Annotated in this window: 20 protein-coding genes; 11 read left to right on the forward strand and 9 right to left on the reverse strand. The window is 33.0% G+C overall.

Annotated features, from left to right (window positions below):
* Nucleotides 1-104 precede the first annotated feature (104 nt).
* Nucleotides 105-788, forward strand: a complete 684-nt coding sequence (locus AAGV33_RS12155) for a cell division ATP-binding protein FtsE (protein ID WP_373392295.1) — start codon at nucleotides 105-107, stop codon at nucleotides 786-788.
* 7 nt (nucleotides 789-795) lie between these two features.
* Here AAGV33_RS12155 and AAGV33_RS12160 read toward each other — a convergent pair whose 3' ends face one another.
* Nucleotides 796-1,401: a trimeric intracellular cation channel family protein gene (locus tag AAGV33_RS12160; protein WP_373392296.1), complete on the reverse strand. Its 606-nt coding sequence runs from the start codon at nucleotides 1,399-1,401 to the stop codon at nucleotides 796-798.
* 169 nt (nucleotides 1,402-1,570) lie between these two features.
* Here AAGV33_RS12160 and AAGV33_RS12165 point away from each other — a divergent pair, with 169 nt between their 5' ends.
* The 7 genes from AAGV33_RS12165 to AAGV33_RS12195 all read left to right on the forward strand — a co-directional run bounded on the left by AAGV33_RS12165 (nucleotide 1,571) and on the right by AAGV33_RS12195 (nucleotide 8,804).
* On the forward strand, nucleotides 1,571-2,356 hold the full coding sequence (locus tag AAGV33_RS12165) for a TrmH family RNA methyltransferase (protein WP_373392297.1): 786 nt from the start codon (nucleotides 1,571-1,573) through the stop codon (nucleotides 2,354-2,356).
* 150 nt (nucleotides 2,357-2,506) lie between these two features.
* Complete coding sequence (locus tag AAGV33_RS12170) at nucleotides 2,507-4,726, forward strand: RelA/SpoT family protein (RefSeq protein ID WP_373392298.1); 2,220 nt, start codon at nucleotides 2,507-2,509, stop codon at nucleotides 4,724-4,726.
* Nucleotides 4,727-5,003: 277 nt separating this feature from the next.
* Nucleotides 5,004-5,489 (forward strand): Fur family transcriptional regulator, encoded by a 486-nt coding sequence (locus AAGV33_RS12175; RefSeq protein ID WP_373392299.1) that lies wholly within the window; start codon nucleotides 5,004-5,006, stop codon nucleotides 5,487-5,489.
* 71 nt (nucleotides 5,490-5,560) lie between these two features.
* The gene (locus AAGV33_RS12180) at nucleotides 5,561-6,832 is read left to right on the forward strand and encodes an adenylosuccinate synthase (protein ID WP_373392300.1); all 1,272 of its coding nucleotides are present in this window, start codon (nucleotides 5,561-5,563) and stop codon (nucleotides 6,830-6,832) included.
* Nucleotides 6,833-6,949: 117 nt separating this feature from the next.
* Nucleotides 6,950-7,531 (forward strand): GDP-mannose pyrophosphatase NudK, encoded by a 582-nt coding sequence (gene nudK / locus AAGV33_RS12185; protein ID WP_373392301.1) that lies wholly within the window; start codon nucleotides 6,950-6,952, stop codon nucleotides 7,529-7,531.
* A 165-nt stretch (nucleotides 7,532-7,696) separates the two neighbouring features.
* Complete coding sequence (locus AAGV33_RS12190; RefSeq protein WP_373392302.1) at nucleotides 7,697-8,281, forward strand: helix-turn-helix domain-containing protein; 585 nt, start codon at nucleotides 7,697-7,699, stop codon at nucleotides 8,279-8,281.
* A gap of 79 nt (nucleotides 8,282-8,360) precedes the next feature.
* The gene (locus tag AAGV33_RS12195; RefSeq protein WP_373392303.1) at nucleotides 8,361-8,804 is read left to right on the forward strand and encodes a response regulator; all 444 of its coding nucleotides are present in this window, start codon (nucleotides 8,361-8,363) and stop codon (nucleotides 8,802-8,804) included.
* A 73-nt stretch (nucleotides 8,805-8,877) separates the two neighbouring features.
* Here AAGV33_RS12195 and AAGV33_RS12200 read toward each other — a convergent pair whose 3' ends face one another.
* The 3 genes from AAGV33_RS12200 to AAGV33_RS12210 form a co-directional block, all read right to left on the reverse strand.
* On the reverse strand, nucleotides 8,878-9,516 hold the full coding sequence (locus AAGV33_RS12200; RefSeq protein WP_373392304.1) for a peroxiredoxin: 639 nt from the start codon (nucleotides 9,514-9,516) through the stop codon (nucleotides 8,878-8,880).
* Nucleotides 9,517-9,661: 145 nt separating this feature from the next.
* The gene (locus AAGV33_RS12205; RefSeq protein WP_373392336.1) at nucleotides 9,662-10,027 is read right to left on the reverse strand and encodes a DUF1304 domain-containing protein; all 366 of its coding nucleotides are present in this window, start codon (nucleotides 10,025-10,027) and stop codon (nucleotides 9,662-9,664) included.
* Between the two features lie 122 nt (nucleotides 10,028-10,149).
* Nucleotides 10,150-11,061 (reverse strand): AEC family transporter, encoded by a 912-nt coding sequence (locus AAGV33_RS12210; RefSeq protein ID WP_373392305.1) that lies wholly within the window; start codon nucleotides 11,059-11,061, stop codon nucleotides 10,150-10,152.
* A gap of 238 nt (nucleotides 11,062-11,299) precedes the next feature.
* On the opposite strand from AAGV33_RS12210, the gene meaB reads away from it, so the two are divergent.
* Nucleotides 11,300-12,379, forward strand: coding sequence for a methylmalonyl Co-A mutase-associated GTPase MeaB (gene meaB, locus AAGV33_RS12215; protein ID WP_373392306.1), 1,080 nt, complete (start codon nucleotides 11,300-11,302; stop codon nucleotides 12,377-12,379).
* Here meaB and AAGV33_RS12220 read toward each other — a convergent pair.
* The 4 genes from AAGV33_RS12220 to AAGV33_RS12235 all read right to left on the reverse strand — a co-directional run bounded on the left by AAGV33_RS12220 (nucleotide 12,376) and on the right by AAGV33_RS12235 (nucleotide 17,464).
* Nucleotides 12,376-12,606, reverse strand: coding sequence for a hypothetical protein (locus AAGV33_RS12220; RefSeq protein ID WP_373392307.1), 231 nt, complete (start codon nucleotides 12,604-12,606; stop codon nucleotides 12,376-12,378). The genes meaB and AAGV33_RS12220 overlap by 4 nt on opposite strands.
* A gap of 70 nt (nucleotides 12,607-12,676) precedes the next feature.
* Complete coding sequence (locus AAGV33_RS12225) at nucleotides 12,677-14,053, reverse strand: MATE family efflux transporter (protein WP_373392308.1); 1,377 nt, start codon at nucleotides 14,051-14,053, stop codon at nucleotides 12,677-12,679.
* A 117-nt stretch (nucleotides 14,054-14,170) separates the two neighbouring features.
* Entirely contained in the window at nucleotides 14,171-15,931 is a 1,761-nt protein-coding gene (locus AAGV33_RS12230) for a cytochrome-c peroxidase (protein ID WP_373392309.1), read from the reverse strand.
* Nucleotides 15,932-16,027: 96 nt separating this feature from the next.
* Nucleotides 16,028-17,464, reverse strand: a complete 1,437-nt coding sequence (locus tag AAGV33_RS12235; RefSeq protein ID WP_373392310.1) for a PhoX family protein — start codon at nucleotides 17,462-17,464, stop codon at nucleotides 16,028-16,030.
* 360 nt (nucleotides 17,465-17,824) lie between these two features.
* Between AAGV33_RS12235 and AAGV33_RS12240 the strand changes: the two genes are divergently transcribed.
* Nucleotides 17,825-18,367, forward strand: a complete 543-nt coding sequence (locus AAGV33_RS12240) for a hypothetical protein (RefSeq protein ID WP_373392311.1) — start codon at nucleotides 17,825-17,827, stop codon at nucleotides 18,365-18,367.
* A gap of 80 nt (nucleotides 18,368-18,447) precedes the next feature.
* Here the strand turns inward: AAGV33_RS12240 and AAGV33_RS12245 are convergent, their stop codons facing one another.
* Nucleotides 18,448-19,326: a PPK2 family polyphosphate kinase gene (locus AAGV33_RS12245; protein WP_373392312.1), complete on the reverse strand. Its 879-nt coding sequence runs from the start codon at nucleotides 19,324-19,326 to the stop codon at nucleotides 18,448-18,450.
* Between the two features lie 180 nt (nucleotides 19,327-19,506).
* On the opposite strand from AAGV33_RS12245, the gene AAGV33_RS12250 reads away from it, so the two are divergent.
* Complete coding sequence (locus AAGV33_RS12250; protein WP_373392313.1) at nucleotides 19,507-20,343, forward strand: DUF6929 family protein; 837 nt, start codon at nucleotides 19,507-19,509, stop codon at nucleotides 20,341-20,343.
* Nucleotide 20,344: the final 1 nt, after the last annotated feature.

A 20,344-nucleotide genomic window follows, 5' to 3' on the forward strand; every position in this document is an offset into this window, starting at 1 on the left:
CGTTTTATTATGAACAAATATTTTAACAAAGCACAAAAAACCTTGAATTGACATTGCTATTTCATAATTGATAATTACTTTTACACCATAAACAAACGCTAATTATGTCTCAAGCTGTACTGTCATTAAAAAACGCAACCATCTATCAGGAAGATAAAGTAATCTTATCGAATGTGAATCTGGAAGTCAACCGAGGAGAGTTTCTATACCTTATTGGAAAAACAGGTTCTGGAAAAAGTAGTTTTATGAAAACGCTTTATGCCGATTTGCCATTGACCGAAGGTACAGGACATATTGTAGATTTTGATTTAGACACACTTAAAGAAAATGACATTCCGTTTTTAAGACGAAAAATTGGAATTGTTTTTCAGGATTTCAAACTACTCCCAGATCGTTCCATTCAAGACAACATGCTTTTTGTTCTTAGAGCTACAGGTTGGTCTGACCAAAATGAAATGGAACGAAAAATAGAAGAAGTTTTAGACAAAGTAGGAATGAAAAACTACGCTCAAAAAATGCCGCACCAAATTTCTGGTGGAGAACAACAGCGTGTAGCTATTGCAAGAGCATTATTGAACGACCCTGAACTTATTCTTGCTGATGAACCTACAGGAAACCTAGACCCACAAACAAGTGTAGAAGTTTTGGATGTTTTGAAAAAAATTAATGCTAACGGAAAAACCATCATCATGGCAACACATGACTATGCTTTGTTGATGAAATTCCCTTCGAAAACTTTAAAATGTGAGGATGCTAAAATTTTTGAAGTAGTACAAAGAACCGTTTAATCCACAACTATTTATCGCTCTCCAAAGCAGGTAAATGCCATTTGTACTTTACCGCCATCAATCGGATACTAATTACAATTGATACTGTTGTGATGTAAATTATCTCGTCATTAAGCTGAAAGGATTTGAGCATAAAAAACAATATTCCACCAAGAATACAAATGGTGGCATAAATTTCTTTACGGAAGATTACAGGAATTTCGTTACACAAAATATCACGAATAACACCACCAAAACAAGCCGTTATCGTCCCCAAAGCGATACAAATAATAGGATGTAAACCAATTTCAATCCCTTTTCGCAATCCTGTCAAGGTGTAAACACCAAGACCAATGGTATCAAAAAGAAACAAAGAAGTTCTTAATTTATCGAATTTCTTTCGAAAAACAACTGCCAAGACAAAACCAATGATGATCATATAAACATATTCTAAATCCATCATCCAACCCACTGGAGTCTTTCCAATCAAAACATCCCGCAAAGTCCCTCCTCCCACCGCGGTTACAAAGGCAATAATAAAAACGCCAAAAGGATCTAACTTTTTCTCCATAGCAGTCAAAACTCCCGACATAGAAAAAGCCATTGTACCCACAATTTCTAATACACTAAACATACTTTTATTATTTAATTAGGGATTTCAAGCAAATTAAAGCAAAACAAAACATTTAAATAATCAAAACCATATTATTCTACTCAATTAGAGAAAATTTTAATAGCAATTTTACAAAACAATTATTGTCTGTGTATCTTTGCCCTGTATTTAATCCTAAATTTCGTAGCTCTTGAAACAAATTACATCCATTCAAAATCCATTCATAAAATCTTTAGTGTTATTACAAGAAAAAGCCAAAAACAGGAAACAAACAGGTACTTTTTTAATTGAAGGAGTGCGCGAAATTTCATTAGCCGTAAAAGGAAAATACGAAATTGAAACTATACTTTTTTACCCTGAAATTTGTAACGAAATTGAGGCTAAAAAACTAGCTCCGAATGCGGAATTAATCGAAATCAATAAAGATGTATTTCAAAAATTAAGCTATCGCGAAACCACCGAAGGCGTATTGGCTGTAGCCAAATCAAAATCATTACAACTTTCTGATTTAAAACTTTCAGCAACGCCATTAATTTTAGTTGCCGAAGCTCCTGAAAAACCAGGAAATATTGGCGCTCTTTTACGAACTGCCGATGCTGCTAATCTGGATGCTGTAATTATCGCTAACCCAAAAAGCGATTTGTACAACCCAAATATTGTTCGTTCCAGCGTAGGTTGTTTGTTTACTAACCAAATTGCAACTGCCACTACCGCTGAAATTATTTCTTTTTTAAAAGAGAAAAACATCAATTTTTACTGTGCGACTTTGCAAAACTCAACAAGTTACCATACACAGGATTTTACACAACCAACGGCACTAATTGTTGGAACCGAAGCTACAGGATTGACTCAGGAATGGCGCGATGCCGCTACACAAAATATCATTATCCCAATGCAAGGTGAAATCGACAGCATGAATGTTTCAGTTGCCGCAGCTATATTAATATTCGAAGCTAAAAGACAAAGAGGTTTTTAGATTTTATATCTTAGAATACAGAATTTAGATTGCAGATTTACAACTAAAATCTAAAGATTAGTGACTCAAAAACTAAATTTAAAATCAAAAATTCAAACTCTTGCATATATGCTAACTTATCGCTATTTTTAGAAAATGAACCCTGTAAGTATGACAGAAATAGATATTGAAAAAGAGAATAAAGCAATTGCTCAGGAATACAAAGAATTGCTTCGCATTAGTTACCAAACTTTAACAACAGAAGACAAAAAACTAATCCGAAAAGCCTTTGATGTTGCCGTAGAAGCACATAAAGATCAAAGACGAAAATCAGGCGAGGCTTATATTTTTCATCCTATTGCAGTAGCTAAAATTGTTGCTTCCGAGATTGGTCTTGGTGCGACTTCTATTGCCGCAGCCTTACTACATGATGTGGTAGAAGACACTCCGACTACAGTTAAAGATATTGAACGTATGTTTAATCCAAAAGTAGCCCAACTTGTAGAAGGTTTAACCAAAATATCTATTGTACAAAAAGACATGAATGTGTCTATGCAAGCCGAAAACTTCCGAAAGATGTTATTGACTTTGTATGATGATGTACGTGTAATTTTGATAAAAATTGCCGACAGATTGCACAATATGCAAACCATGGAATCGATGGTGGATCATAAACAAGTCAAAATCGCTTCTGAAACCTTGTATATTTATGCCCCACTGGCACATCGATTAGGATTATATAATATTAAAACCAAACTGGAAGATTTAGGTTTAAAATATACTGAACCTGCCATTTACAATGATATTGTCAGCAAAATAAAAGAAACCAAAGAACAGCAAGACGCTTACATTAAAGACATTTCAGATGTTTTAAAATCGTCATTAAATGCTGAAGGAATTGACTATATTATAAAGGGACGTCCAAAATCCATTTATTCTATTCATCGAAAGATGAAAACACAAAACGTAACTTTTGATGAAGTTTACGACAAATTTGCCCTTCGAATTATCTACAAATCAGCTCCTCACGATGAGAAATTTGTTGCCTGGAAAATATATTCTATCGTTACAGATCATTACAGACCGAGTCCAAGCCGTTTAAGAGATTGGATTTCGTCTCCTAAATCTACAGGATATGAAGCACTCCACATTACGGTAATGGGACCAAAAGGTCGCTGGGTGGAAATTCAGGTACGAAGTGAACGTATGGATGAAATTGCCGAAAAAGGATATGCTGCCCATTACAAATACAAAAATGGTGCTACCGAAGAAGGTGGTCTGGACGTTTGGCTTAACTTACTGAGAGAAGCCTTAGAAAATCAGGAAACCAACGCTATCGACTTTGTAGAAGATTTCAAAATGAATTTGTACTCCAAAGAAATCTACGTTTTTACACCTAAAGGAGACATCAAATCATTACCTAAAGGCGCTACTTCTCTTGATTTCGCGTTTAGTATTCATTCCGAAATTGGAATAAAAACCCGCGGAACCAGAGTCAATGGAAAATTAGTTCCTTTAAACTATGAATTAAAAAGTGGAGATCAGGTCGATATTATTACATCTCCCAATCAAAAACCTACGGCAAACTGGTTGGATTATGTAACCACATCCAGAGCAAAAAATAAAATTAGAAACGTTCTTAACGAAAACACGAAGAAAATTGCTGAGGATGGAAAAGAAGTACTAACCCGTAAATTAAAACACCTTAAGGTTACCCTAAACGAAGCGGTGACTAATGAATTAGTTAACTTTTTCCATCTTAAAACCAGTTTGGATTTATTTTACAGAGTGGGACTTGGAACTATTGACAACCAACAATTAAAAGATTTTGCTGCACAAAAAAGCAACACTTTAATTAATTTTTTCAAAAACAAAATCAAGCGTTCAGGTAATACTGCTGATACTGATATTCACAAGCAGGTATTAAACAACAATTATGACATGCTTGTTTTTGGAAAAGAACAAGACAAATTAGATTATAAACTTTCTGCTTGCTGCAACCCAATTCCAGGCGACCAGGTTTTTGGATTTGTAACTATTAATGAAGGAATAAAAGTGCATAAAAAAGACTGTCCAAATGCTATTTCGCTACAGTCTAATTATGCTTATAGAATTATGCCAGCCAAATGGATTGATTCTTCGCAACAAGAATTTAAAGCTATTTTGAATATTACTGGAATGGATACCATTGGTCTTACTAATGAATTAACAAAAGTAATTTCGAACAATATGAACGTAAACATTCAAAGCATTTCTTTGAGTGGTGATGCAGGACTTTTTAAAGGACAGCTAACAGTAGTAGTACAAAACATAACTATTTTGAAAAAACTGATTGATAACATCAAAAAAATTGACGGAATTGACAGAGTAACCCGAGTTTACAAAAACTAAGAGCCTGTTTAAATTTATAAGAAAAAAAAGAAATTTTCTTTTCCCCATCCCTAAAGGGTGAAAAATTTCTTGAAAATTCATCAAAATTACACCCTTTAGGGTTTGGGGAAATTAATTTTGATGAGTTTTAAACAGGCTCTAAGAATTTCGCTAATTCAATTAATTTTTAATTCTTTTTTTAGGCTTAAATGTATTTTTGGTTAAAAAAAACAAAATAATTCTCTTATAAGTACTTAAACTTGAAAACTATTAAAATAAAAATTTATCTTTGCCAAATATGACACTCATTTCCACAAATAACAACAAAAACCAAGAAATTGTAAAAAATGTTTTTACAATGTATCTTGAAAATAACGGACATAGAAAAACGCCTGAACGTTACTCTATTCTTCAGGAAATCTATGAAAGTGAAGAACATTTTGATATAGAAAACCTGTATATCAAAATGAAAAATAAGAACTACCGTGTTAGTAGAGCTACATTATACAATACGATAGAATTATTATTAGACTGCGGTTTGGTTCGCAAGCACCAATTTGGGCAAAACCAAGCACACTATGAAAAATCCTATTTCGACAAGCAGCACGATCATATTATTATGACTGATACTGGCGAAGTGATTGAGTTTTGTGACCCAAGAATACAAACCATTAAAAAAACAATCGAAGAGATTTTTAATTTAGATATTACTAATCATTCGTTGTATTTCTATGGAACTAAAAAAAGTCCAAAAACTAGCGAACAAGAAGAAGAAAATCAATAAAAACATTTAGTTTTAAAAAAGGCGGTACTAATTTACCTCCAAAACGAATTAACGAAAATAAATAAATTAAAATGACCGTAGATTTATTACTAGGATTACAATGGGGAGATGAAGGAAAAGGAAAAATTGTTGACGTTCTTACCTCAAATTATGATATTATTGCGCGTTTTCAGGGAGGTCCAAATGCAGGACATACTTTAGAATTTGACGGAATAAAACATGTACTTAGAACCATTCCTTCTGGAATTTTCCATAAATCAGCGGTAAATGTTATTGGAAACGGTGTTGTAATTGATCCTGTTGTATTTCAAAAAGAAATTGAAGGATTGGCAAAATTCAACATTGATATCAAAAAGAAATTAATTATTTCTAGAAAAGCACACTTAATTTTACCTACGCACCGTTTATTAGACGCTGCTTCTGAAGCTTCTAAAGGGAAAGCTAAAATTGGTTCTACACTTAAAGGTATTGGACCAACTTACATGGATAAAACAGGTAGAAACGGTTTACGTGTAGGAGATATTGAATTAGAAGATTTTAAAGAAAGATACCGCGCTCTTGCTGACAAACATGAAGCTATGATTGCATTCTACGGAGTGGAATTACAATACAACCTAGAAGAATTAGAAACTGAATTTTTTGAATCTATCGAAGAAATTAAAAAATTAGATTTTATCGATAGTGAAGAATACATGTACCAAGCACAAAAAGCAGGTAAATCTATTTTATGCGAAGGAGCTCAAGGTTCATTATTAGATGTTGATTTTGGAACTTATCCTTTTGTAACTTCTTCTAATACTACAGCTGCCGGAGCTTGTACAGGTTTAGGAATTGCTCCTAACAGAATCAAAGAAGTATACGGTATTTTCAAAGCTTATACTACTCGTGTAGGTAGTGGTCCTTTCCCTACTGAGCTTTTTGACGAAGTAGGTGCTGCTATGGCTAAAGTAGGTAACGAATTTGGTTCGGTTACAGGAAGAGCAAGACGTTGTGGATGGTTAGACTTGGTAGCCTTGAAATATGCTGTTCAGGTAAACGGAGTAACACAATTAATGATGATGAAAGGTGACGTACTCTCTGGTTTTGATACCTTGAAAATATGTACGGAATACAACTATAAAGGAAAAAATATTGCTCACTTCCCATACAATGTAGAAGAAGAAAATGTTGCTCCAATTTACAAAGAGTTCAAAGGATGGAAACAAGATTTAACAGGAATGACTACTTATGAGGAATTACCAGTTGAATTAAAAGAGTACATCGAATTCATTGAAAAAGAATTGGAAGTGCCTATCAAAATTGTTTCTGTTGGTCCAGACAGAAAGCAAACAATTCTTAAATAATAATTTAACGCTCTGATCTTTCAGGGCGTTTTTTTATATCTCTAAATACAAAAAACCGCAAATTATTTTTTGCTTCTACATCTTTAATTTTCGAATTTCAGGTAAAATAAATAACAAATGAACAACCCAAAAATAACAATCCAAAAAACAGAATTACTTTCAGATAACTGGTACATTTTAAACAAAGTAACTTTCGATTATCAAAAACCTGACAATAGCGTAATTACACAACAAAGAGAGGTTTATGATCGTGGAAATGGTGCTGCAATTTTACTTTATAATAAGACTAATAAAACCGTTATTTTAACACGTCAGTTTCGTATTCCAACCTACCTAAATGGGAACAAAAGCGGAATGATGGTAGAAGTTTGTGCTGGATTATTAGATCAGGACGAACCTGAACAATGCATCATCAGGGAAACAGAAGAAGAAACGGGTTATAGAGTTTCTAAGGTTAAAAAAATTATGGAGACCTATATGTCGCCGGGAGCAATTACCGAAATACTCTATCTATTTGTGGGCGAATATGATGCTTCTATGAAAGTGAGCGAAGGTGGCGGATTAGAACACGAACAGGAAAATATTGAAGTGATTGAAATGTCATTTGACCAAGCTTACACCATGATTGAAACAGGCGAACTAAAAGATGCTAAAACTATTATGTTGTTACAATATGCTAAAATTAATTTAGGATTTTAAACGGATAATTTTATATACATCTGCAAATCATTAGATTAAAACTACAACGAATCAAAATAGCTTATTTTCAAAATTTTAGACAAAATAGCTCATTTTTTTATTCTGAAAAAGTTATACATTTACAGCGAAAAATTTGAAAAAGCAGTTTGTTTAAAAATTATCTAAATGAAGATTTATATTAAAAACATGGCATGCGAAAGCTGCAAAGTAGTAGTTAAAGAAGCTTTGGAAGAGCTAGACTTAAACCCCGTAAAAATAGAACTTGGAGAGGCTGTTATAAAAGAAGAAATAGACCTTAATAAAAAAGAAAAACTAAATTCTATTATCAAAAAAGTTGGACTTGAACTTATTGAGAGCAAAGGAGCCATTTTAATTGAAAAGATTAAAAATTATTGTCAAGAATATGTCAATGCCGATAAAGCTGAGAAAATGAACATATCAGACTATTTGACATCAAAAATAGACTTAGATTACAATTACTTATCGAATGCTTTTTCTGAAGTAACTTCGAGCACTATAATTAATTATACCAACTTGCTCAAAATGGAGAAAGCAAAGGAGATGATTTTATTTGAAGAATATAATTTTTCCGAAATTGCTACTAAACTCCATTTCAGTAGTCTTTCTGCTTTTTCAACACAATTTAAAAAAGTAACAGGCTTTAGTCCTACTCATTTTAAAAACTTAAAAGAGAAAAGAAGAAAAGCAATCCAGGAGCTTAATGAAGATTTAGAGGAAAAAAAGCAATAAAATTTACAAATTTAAGGTTAAAAAAGTGAATTTTTATTGGATTTTTAAAGATACATTTACATACTAAATTTCAAACAATATGAGTAAAATAAGTATCTTTTATGCTGATGATGATGATGATGATCTTATGTTTTTTAATGATGCTGTAGAAAGTGTTACTGATAGTTCTAACGAATTAGTAAAACTTCATATTCATAAAAACGGAGAAAACCTTCTCAATAACATTAAAGAAAGTAAACCTCAAAACGGGGTTGTCTTTTTAGATTTGAACATGCCTAAAAAATCTGGGTTTCAATTTTTACAAGAGATACGTAGCGAACCTACTATCAATCAATTTCCAGTAATTATATATTCTACAAGTTCTAACAAGTCGGATATTGATTTAAGTCTCAATCTTGGAGCTAATTATTACGCCATTAAACCTCATACTTTTAGTGATTTAATGAAAATGATTCAAAATGTAGTAAATATCAACTGGAACAATCACAAGGTTGATATAAATAACTTTCTCTTGATAAAGTAAACAAGAGTAAGCAAATATCATAAAAAAGGGAATTCAAGATATTGAATTCCCTTTTTTATGATAACAACACACCTTATTTATTAGGCTGCGGAGTCATTCTTAAGTAATATTTAATGCGATTGAATCCTTTTGGGAACTTCGCTGGAATATCTTCATCTTTTATTGCTGGCGAAATTACCACATCATCACCATCTTTCCAGTTTGCTGGTGTAGCCACGCTATAATTAGCCGTTAACTGTAAACTATCAATTACACGTAACAATTCGTCAAAATTTCTTCCTGTTGAAGCTGGATAAGTTAAAATTAATTTTACTTTTTTGTCAGCCCCAATAATAAATACGGAACGAACCGTAAAAGTATCATTCGCATTTGGATGAATCATATCATACAAATCAGCTACTTCTTTGTTCTCATCAGCAATAATTGGATATTGTAAAGTTACATCTTGCGTTTCCTCGATGTCTTTAATCCATTTTAAATGCGATTCTAATCCATCTACACTCAGTGCAATAACCTTAGTATTTCTTTTTTGGAATTCAGGAAAATAATTGGCTACAGTTCCTAATTCTGTAGTACAAACTGGAGTGAAATCAGAAGGATGTGAAAATAAAACACCCCATGAATCGCCTAACCATTCGTGAAATTGTACTGTTCCTTGTGTTGTTTCTGCTTTAAAATCTGGAGCGATGTCTCCTAAACGTATAGTTGCCATTGTATATCTATTTTTAATTCCGAATAAAGTTAATCAAAAAAGATCGACAGGCATTTTTAATAAGAATAAAAATTTGTTAAAGAGAGAATCGTTTATTTCTAAATAGATAGTTATAATTTTATAACAAAGTTTGATTAAAAAGCTTTCATCTACTTAAAATCAGAAATAGTAGTGCTATTATTGCAGGCAATGCCTGTTTAAAAAATATACTTCTGCTTGCCGTCATAGCTCCAAAAAGCCCCGCAACAATTACGCAAATTAAAAAGAAAACCGCAATATTATTAGACCATTCTTTATTTTCAATACACAAAGACCACAACAAACCAGCTGCTAAAAAACCATTGTACAACCCTTGATTAGCTGCTAAGCCTTTGGTGGGTTTAAATAAATCTGCTGATAATGTTTTGAAGGTTGCTTTTCCTTTTGTTTCCCAAGCAAACATTTCAATATATAAAATATACAAATGTTCTATTGCCACTAAAGCAATTAAAATTTTACTTACTATTACCATGATCATTTAGTGATTAGTATTTATATTAAAATCGCACACTAATACTGTATATATATTTGTAAACAAGTATAATGTTTACCAAATATATTTATTATTATTTACAAATTTTAAAAAGATTTTCTTTAAATATACTGCAAAACAAAATACCAAAAAGCCAGAGTGATAAAAGAAATAGGAATCCCAAAACCAATCATCATGCTACTCAATCTGGGTTTTAAACCGTGAGAAGTAGCTAAAATACTCGCCATAATCATAGGTGCCATGGCGGCTTCGATAATAGCAACTTGAATCATTAAGGAATTTTGCTTCAAGATGATTACATAAAATAAAAAAATAATTGCGGGAGTTATAAGTAATTTATAAGCTAATCCAATCCAAAGAAATTTCCAATGCTTGCTTCGGCTATCAAAATGCAATTGTAAACCCACAGAAATCATCGCTAATGGAGTTAGCAAGCTCCCTAATTTTTGAAATGCCAATTGCAAGTAATCATGAAAATCCAAATCCAATATATTAGCCATACATGCCACTAAAAAACAAATAAAAGGAGGAAACAACAAGACTTTTTGGGCAATTTTAGCACCGCTTGTTGCTTCTTTAGAATATAATGTTGCTACAACTACCGCAATAGTAGAAAGTACCACAAATGTTCCCGGCTGATCGACCAAGATGGCCATTTTTAATCCTTCGGAGCCGTACAACGCATTAACGATAGGATAACCTAAAAACGATGTATTTCCCAGACCCGCAGTTATAATCAAACAACCTACTAATTTTTTAGACCAACCGTATTTTTTCCCTAAAAAACGAAATAAAAAGAATGCTATGGCAAATCCAATCCAAGTAACACCAATTAGATACAGTAATTCATTATCCCAACGAACTTTTGGTATATAATACAATGCCAAGGCCGGAAGACAGAAGTAAACAACAAACTTATTTATTAGCTTATAGCTATCAGAAGGAAACCATTTAATGCGTTGCAGTGCAACACCTACAAGCAAATAGACAAAAATTAGAATAATATTGATCATAATACTGCAAAGATATTTACTAATTTACTAGTATCATAAACATATCAATAATATCACAAGACAAATACAGTAGTTAAAAAACGTTGAGAATATTTGTGGTTAAATTTTAGCCACAGATTAAAAATATTTTCACTGATTAACTTAAAAAAACTTAGTGTAACTTTGCGAATCTTTACGGTAAAAAACAAGCACTAAGTTTGCTCCGAATGTATTATTTTTACAAAAAGCATTCTGTATTTTGAAAAAAGATAAGCCCAACTCAGCCGAAAACCAAGACAGTCCTGAAATTTTCAATAAAACCGTCTTGAAAAAAATCCAGCAAGCCCGAATGGCGCAACCCAGCACCGAGGAACTTATTTCGGGTATTCTAGCTGGAGAAATTAATGCGTTGAGTAGAGCCATTACTTTAATTGAAAGTAGTAATCCCAATCATTTTTTGAAAGCCAATGAAATTATCAATGCCTGCTTGCCACATGCCAATCAATCCATTCGAATAGGAATTACAGGAGTTCCCGGAGTAGGAAAAAGTACGTTTATTGAAGCTTTAGGAAAACATCTAAGCAACCAAGGCAAAAAAATAGCTGTGTTAACCATTGACCCTAGCAGTTCTATTTCACATGGAAGTATTCTGGGAGACAAAACACGGATGGAAGAATTAGTGAAAGCCCCCCATGTTTATGTGCGTCCTTCGGCATCAGGAGAAACACTGGGCGGCGTGGCTCGCAAAACAAGAGAAACTATAACGCTTTGTGAAGCAGCTGGATTTGATACTATTATCATCGAAACTGTGGGCGTGGGACAAAGTGAAACTGCCGTTCACAGCATGGTTGATTTCTTTTTGTTATTACAAATTACTGGAGCTGGTGATGAATTACAAGGCATTAAAAGAGGGATTATGGAAATGGCAGATGCAATTGTAATTAACAAATCAGACGGAGATAATATTCAAAAAACAGCATTAGCAAAAACTGAATTGGGTCGTGCATTGCATCTTTTTCCTTCAAAAAAATCAGCATGGATTCCAATTGCTACAACTTGTAGTGCAAAAACAAATGAAGGAATTATTGAAATAGAGCAAATGATTTCAAAATACATAGAACAAACAAAAAACAATGGCTCATTCGACTCCAAAAGAGCGGAACAAAATGAATTTTGGTTATTAGAAACCATAAACGACCAATTAAAGCACCATTTTTATTCGAATACTGAAATTCAAGATATATTAGAAAAAACTAAAAAAGCGGTACAAAACAATGAATATTCACCGTTTGCAGCCGCTCAATTATTATTGGAAACTTATTTTAAATCAAAAACTTAATCGTCTTCGTAACGTTTCATTTCTCTATCATAAAAAGCATTGGCTTCTTCAATTAAACCTTCCATTTCGGCATTTAATTCGGCTTCATCAAGATCTTCGGCTTCTTCCATAAATTCCACCTCATCATCTTTTAGATTAATGATAAATCTTGGATAATCTAAGTGAATGATAAAAATATCATCAGGAAAATCGGTGTTGTCGCCAAGTAAAAATTTAGGTAATTCCATTCTATAAATTAATTTAATTATTTTTTTAGTTGCCTGATTTTTATTCGAAAAAAGTACAACTATCTTATTTTTAATGTTTTTCTAAAATCAACTGTTTTGTTAATCTAATGAAGCGAATATACAAAAATAAAGCTGCTGTTGTTAGTCCTGCCAAAAGTCCAATCCAAATTCCAACGGCTTTTAAATTGGTGTAAAAACCCAGATAGATAGACACTGGAAATCCCACAACCCAATAGGCTACAAAAGTAATATACATGGGGATTTTAGCATCTTGCAAACCACGTAATGCTCCTAAAACTACCACCTGAATTCCATCAGAAATTTGGAAAACCGCCGCAACTAATAGCAATTGAGCTGCAATGGTAATTACTTCGGTATTGGCTACTAAATCGGCTGTGTTGTTCATATCTACAAACAAGGCTGGCATTTGTTTATGAAACATCACAAAGAACAAGGCAAAGAAAACTTCTAATAAAACGGCTAACAAAAAGATAGAAAAAGCAACAATTTTCATTTTTTTATAATCGCCTAGACCTTTTTGATTTCCCACTCTAATGGTGGCTGCTACGCTTAATCCCATGGCGAACATAAAGGTAAACGAAGCCAGACTCAATGCAATTTGGTTAGCCGCCTGATTGGCAATCCCTAATCGACCTGAAAGCCAAACCGCTCCAGTAAACAATGCCACTTCAAAAAACATTTGCATCGAAGAAGGAGCACCTAATCGAATGATTTTTAGATTAATTTCTCGTTGTATTTTTTTTAGTGAAAATCCATCAAAAAAAGGATGAAACTTAGCATTTTTTTTCATCTTATAATGCATGTAAGCTAACATTATAAAACGAGAAACGATGGTTCCAATGGCGGCACCAACAATTCCCAGTTCAGGAAAAATCCAAATTCCGTAAATGAAAATATAATTCAAAACCACATTAACCACATTTCCTAAAATAGTAGCCCACATGGAATATTTAGTTTCGCTCATCCCATCAGCAAATTGCTTGTAACCCTGAAAAATAATCAATGGCACTAATGAAAATGCCACAATATCCAGATAGGGTTTAGACAATTCGACCACATTTTCGGGTTGTCCCATAAATGCAATAAGCTGTTTCGCAAAAAAGACCAATACAAACAGGAAAAAGCCTAAAAAAGTACACAAATACAAACCATGATGAAAAACGCTTCTGCCCTTTTCAATGTTTTGTCCGCCATCAGCTTCTGCCGCCAAAGGTGTTATAGCAGTCGAAAAACCAATTCCTAATGACATGGCAACAAATACAAAACTGTTAGCCAAAGAAACTGCTGCTAATTCAGTAGGGCCTAATTTCCCCACCATCACATTGTCTACAATTCCTACAATAGTATGCCCTAGCATTCCTAAAATAATAGGATAGGCCAATCGTAAATTATAGGAGAACTCTTTGGTATAAGTAGCTAAAGTCACTTTATTTTTTTTAAGGCGACAAAGGTAAGTAGAAGCAAATCGATATCAAGGTTTGTATCCGATAATATTTTCAGTTCCCTCTCCTTTGGAGAGGGTTAGGGTGAGGTAAAAAACTACTTATTTCAAATATTTTTTATCGGTCAGGGTTTTCATAAAATCAACCAATTGTTTTTTCTCTAAATCAGTCAAGTTTAATTTATCTTCTGGTAAAGTTTGATTTTCTAATGAAAATCCTAATCCATTTCCTCCTCCTTCGTTATAGAAATCGACTACTTCCTCCAGAGTTTTAAAAACACCATTGTGCATATAAGGTGCTGTTAAAACTGCATTTCTAATAGTTGGTGTTTTAAACGAAAATTGATGAATCATGGCTTGGGTCAAATTGTATTTTCCTAAATCAGCATCTAATTTTCCATTAGCATCCGGAACTCCCAAAACTTCACTTTCTGATTTCATAAAATTAGGCGGTACAGTTCCATTAGTCAACGGAATAAAATGGCAAGTTGCACATTTGGCTTTACCAGCAAAAAGATTAAATCCTGCTTTTTCATCGGTAGTAAAAGCAACTTCATTACGCATATAATCATCAAATTTAGAATCAAATTTGCTTAATGTTCGAATATAAGAAGCCAAAGCATTTTTGATTTCAAAAGCAGTAATTCCTTTTTTTGGAAAGGCTTTTTCAAACTTTTGAATATATTTTTTGTCTTTTTTTATTTTCTCAGCTGCATCTTCTAATGAACCGTGCATCTCATCAGCATTTGTAATCACTGCTACCGCCTGATCTTCTAAATAATTTACTCTCGAATCAGCGAAAAACACACGTTGAAAAGCAATATTAGTCAATGTTGGCGTATTTCTTTTTACAAAAGACTTTCCATCAAAGGAAACTGCTTTTTCTAAACCATCCGTAAAAGCTTTATCAGAATGGTGGCAAGACGCACAAGAGCGACTGTTATCTCCTGATAAAACTGGATCATTAAAAAGTAATTTTCCTAAAGCTGCTTTTTCTTCAGTCGTTTTGTAATCTGGAAAAGCTGAAAAAGCTTCTTCGTCAAAAACTTCTTTATCGAATAAAGTTGGCGCATTAGTTTTCAATCCACGCATTTCATCAAAAAACGGAATTTTCAAATCTTTTTGATTTTGATATAATTTTCTACTCAACGGATTGGCATAATTTACAATAAAAGCAGCACGATCAAAAGTATTAAAATCAGGATTTGCTTTTAAATAAACAATGGCTTGATCGATGATTTTCAAAGCCGCATCCGTATCGTTTGTGGTATAAAGTTTATAATATTTTTTCACACCTTCTAATGCCCCTACCGCTTCTGGAATGGATTTTTGAGCAACTGGCGAATCAAAACCAGTTATTCCTAAAGTAATGATTCTAAAAACTTCCAATCGCAAGGCATCAAAAACATGAGCATCCGTGAATTCATTTGTCTCAGCTATTCGATTCAACCGTTTTAAATTAGCCGAAAGAATTCCTATTTCTTTCAATAATTCGGCTTTTGTTTTCGCATGATAAACTGGAAACAAAAACTCTTCAATTACCTGAAAACCTTGTGGTGGCAAAGTCATTTGATCGTTTTCTTCAAATTCTGAAATAGCGGGACCGTTAATCGCCTTAGCAACTTCCGGAAAATAATATTCGCTAAAAACTTCTATTTTTTTATAATTCAGATGCGCTGCTAAAAATTGCTCTTGAAGTTTTTTATAATCAGCATCCGATTGAATTAAAGTCTCTAAATCGTCTACCGATTGTATTAAAGTGGTTATATCGGCTTGAAAAAATTGTTTCACTTGTGCTTTTTTTGGAACTTCTTGACAGGAAACCACCAACAATAGTAGTAAAAAAAAGAATATTTTTTTCATGAGTTTAAATTATGTTTTTGACCAGAATTGGAAAACAAAAGCCACGATTTCAAAATGTGAAATCGTGGACTTTTAGAATTATTTTAAAAAAATTTATTATCTCGCTAATCCTTTGATTAATACAATTTGACTTGCTTGTTTTTCATCTGGACGACCTGTTCCTCCATCAACTCCTTTGTATTTATCACCATTCCAAGTGTGAGGTTGAATGCACAACAAGAAAGTGTCATCAATTCCTAATTCTTCAGAAACATCAATTAATGCACCATATTCCCAGCTTCCAAATCTTGAACTTCCTCCTACATTGTATTTAGCAGCATCTGTTTCAGTACGACGATGGTCTAATTCCAATACTACTTTCATTGTTTTATTAACAATATCGTATTGATAAATGTATGCATCATGTGTTTCGTCTCCATAACCATTGGAATCTTCTTGAATATATACATAGTTCTTAGTTACACAAATGTTATCTGGATTCTGGAAAGTTTTAGCAATTCCGTTACGGTCATCTCCATCTAAAATCACTTTTAAATTTCCTGACAATGGATTATTTTCGTCTAAATCTAATTGATACACTCTACCATATTTTGTTCTGGAAGCATCAGCATTAGCACCTGATCTATTTTGTCCAGTTACATTAAAATAGATTTCTCTATCAGCTGCTTTTTCTCCTTTTCTATAATCCAAATCCTCTACTCTACCAAATTTAAGTCCTTTTAAAGTGTTCACTGAAGCATTGATTTGAGCACCAGTTAAAGTAGTATGGTTTTCCACTTTTACAAATGAAACTGGATAGTTTTTACCCACAACCATATCAGTTTCTCTTTGATTGTCGTTGTTTCTTTTCATCATATACAAAGAACCATTTGCAAGATCCCCAACTGTATTAGAAACATATATAAACACTTGTCCTCCATTAGTTCCAGAATCGTCATCACCAAGGATAATAACTGTTTTCCCAGGAAAAGCCGAAGCTTTTAATGGTAAAGCATTCTCAGCGCTCATACGTCCTAAACCTGGTAATTCTTTTGAAACATTGTTTGATTCTACATCTCCGTAAGGATTTAAACCATGTGTACGAGACTCCTCTCCTGACTCTCCAGAAGTTAAATACAAGGGCCCAAAACCGTGAATTTCTGGAGTTGCCATTGTTGCACTACACAATCTCCAAACTCCACCATTTGAATTCAACAAATATTCTCCAGCAACTGGTTTAAAGGTTTTGTCTAATGTAATTCTTGAAACCGCAAAATTGTCTTCGTGATTTACTAAAAAAGTAAAAGTCCCATCAGTATTTTTCAATAATCCGCTTCCATCAGCCGAACCTCCGAAAACGAAATTTGGAGTCTGAGGCAACACATCATCAGAGGTTATTAAAGAAAATAACTCTAATTTTTCAAAACCTTCTTTTTTCTTTAATAATACTGGTGTAACAGATTGATCTGCTAAAACCACATCCGATCCGTTTTTATCGTTATCACACGAGAAAAAAGCTGTACTTAAAAGCAGCCCTAAAATAATTTTTTTCATTTGGTTTCTTTTTTATTTTTTCAAAGCAAAGAAAGCTTGGTAATTTTAAAATAGCATGAAGTAAATATTACCAAAACTTAAAGAATAATTCTACTTTTTAAATTAAAAACCAAAAAACGAGACTCCTATTTTATCAAAACATTGCTTTTAGATTAACACACATTAGTTTCTACATTACTTTATAAAAAACAAGACTTTGCAGTGCATTGACAGTCAATGATTCATACTGTTTTAATATAAAAAAGCAATAATTACCACAACATTTAAAAACAATTAACGTTTTTTAGCACTAGTACAACCTTTTATGAATGTGATTGAACAAACGATAATAAAAATTTAATTATTTAAAACCCTCAAATTATGAAAACTACAAAGAAAATTACCGCTGCCTTTCTATTTGCACTGGCATTATTTACTTTTAATGGAGCAAAAGCTCAGGAAACTGCAAAATACGATCAAGGTTTCCGACTTGGATTTGGTTTAAACGCTGGTTATGCCACCGAAGATCCATACAAATTAGCCTTAGGTGCTGATGCTCGTTTGCAATATGATTTAACAAAAAGATATTCGATAACCTTAACTACAGGTTTCAATAACATTTTTGTAAGCGAAAATGATGGTGACGATTTAGGTTTCATTCCAGTAAAAGCAGGTGTAAAAGCTTTTGTGTGGAATGACCAATTTTATTTAACTGGAGAAGCTGGTGCTGCATTTGCTGTAACTAATAATTACAACGATACTTCTTTGTTATTAGCTCCAGGAATTGGATATGCAACGAAATACATTGATATTTCAGCCCGTTATGAACACTATTCTGATTTCCCAACTGTAAATAGTGATGGAAGTGCAGGAAAAGGTTTTGGTCAGGTAGCACTTAGACTGGCTTATGGTTTTAAATTGTAAAGCCAAAATGCCTATTTAAAATTTAATAAATTTTATTTAAAAAAATAGCTGACCGCTTTAAAAAGTAGTCAGCTATTTTTTTATTCTTTTGTCAATTGCTCTTTGTACATTGCAAAATTCATTTTGACCTTATCATCTAATTCTGGTTCTTTAATATCTGAAAATTGTTTCATGGTTTCCCAAATAATTTTGGCTACTATATAACGACACATATCTTTATCATCAGCAGGAACTACAAACCAAGGCGCGTTTTCAGTACTGGTTTTATTAATTGCTTCTTCATAATAGTTCATATAATCCTGCCAGCGTTCACGCTCTTTTAAATCTCCCGGCGAAAATTTCCAATGGTGTTCTTCCTCTTCTAATCGTCGTAACAAACGCTTTCGTTGTTCTTCCTTACTCAAATGCAAATAAAATTTTAACACAATCGTTCCGTTTTGAGTAATGTGCTTTTCAAAATTTTTAATTTGCTCCATTCTATTTTCCCAAAACTGTGGCGTTACATCATCTACATTTTCTATTCCGGGCAAATTTTCGTTCAATAAATATTCAGGATGCACACGAGTAACCAAAACATTCTCATAATGCGTTCTATTAAAAACGGCAAATTTTCCTTTTTCTGGCAAAGCCAAATAATGTCGCCATAAATAATCGTGTTCTAATTCCGTAGAATTCGGCGTTTTAAAACTATGTACCACCACACCACGCGGATTAAATTCCTTAAAAACTTCCCGAATCAAACTGTCTTTTCCCGAAGTGTCCATGCCTTGTAAACAAATCAAAACGCCATATTTATTGTGTGCATACATCACATCTTGCAGCTCACTCAATTTCGCCTGAACCTTATCTAACTTTTCCTCCTTATCATCGTCACTGGCTTTATTAAATAAATTCGTTGGAATTTCAGACAAACTAATTGGCTTCGTTACTTTAAAATCATCTGGATTAATCGACTTCATAAGGAATATTTTAACGTTACATTCTCAAATATAAGCAATAAATACTATAATTTTAGCCTTTTAAACCTCAATATAAGGAGCTATTTTCCGGTTATCCGCTATATCTTTAACTACTTAAAGAAAGTAGTTAAAGGATGTCGCTACTACCCGGGCTAGAAACCCGTTTTCAGAACAATATTTATGGAAAAATTCACACTCGAAATTCTATTTCACATCATCGGAATCGGTTCTGCTTCAGGACTTTTTTTCAAAGACAATTCCTTATTCGTTATTGGTGACAACAGTGGTTTTCTATACGAATATCATATTAATTCGCAAGACTTAAAACGTCATCCTTTAATAGAAAAATCATCCGAAAACATTCTCAAAAAAGACAAACCTGACTTTGAAGCCATGACTGCTTTTCAAGATACGCTTTACGTATTTGGTTCGGGTTCTACTTCAAAAAGGAATTCCATGGTAGAATTTGATTTGGAACAAAAAAAGAAAATAAAAACAAACAATCTAGTCAACTTGTATGAAGTAATGCAAAATTTTGCTTCCATCAAACCCGAAGAATTCAATCTCGAAGGTGCTGTTCACGATGGCGAAAACTGGTATTTCTTTAATCGCGGAAACGGAATTTCAAACAAAAACACCCTTTTTAGTTTTCATGCTAAAAAATTAGATCAGGATTTCAGTTTATTGTCAAATGATTACAAACTTCCCAAAATAAAAGGAGTCCGCACTAGTTTTACCGATGGCATATTGGTTGACAACAAACTCTATTTTTTGGCAGCAGCCGAAGATACGCAATCTACTTATGATGATGGCGAAGTACTGGGAAGCATCATTGGAAGAATTGATTTGGAAACCATGAAAATTGATTTCACCAAAAAAATCAGTGCAACCCACAAATTTGAAGGAATTACTTTTTTCAAAAAAGAAAATAACAAAATTGAATTTCTACTTTGCGAAGACAAGGATACCGAAATTCTCGAAACTACAATTTATAAATTATCACTCAATCTTAAATAAT

Source organism: Flavobacterium magnesitis (genome assembly GCF_041729735.1).
GTDB classification, from domain to species: domain Bacteria; phylum Bacteroidota; class Bacteroidia; order Flavobacteriales; family Flavobacteriaceae; genus Flavobacterium; species Flavobacterium magnesitis.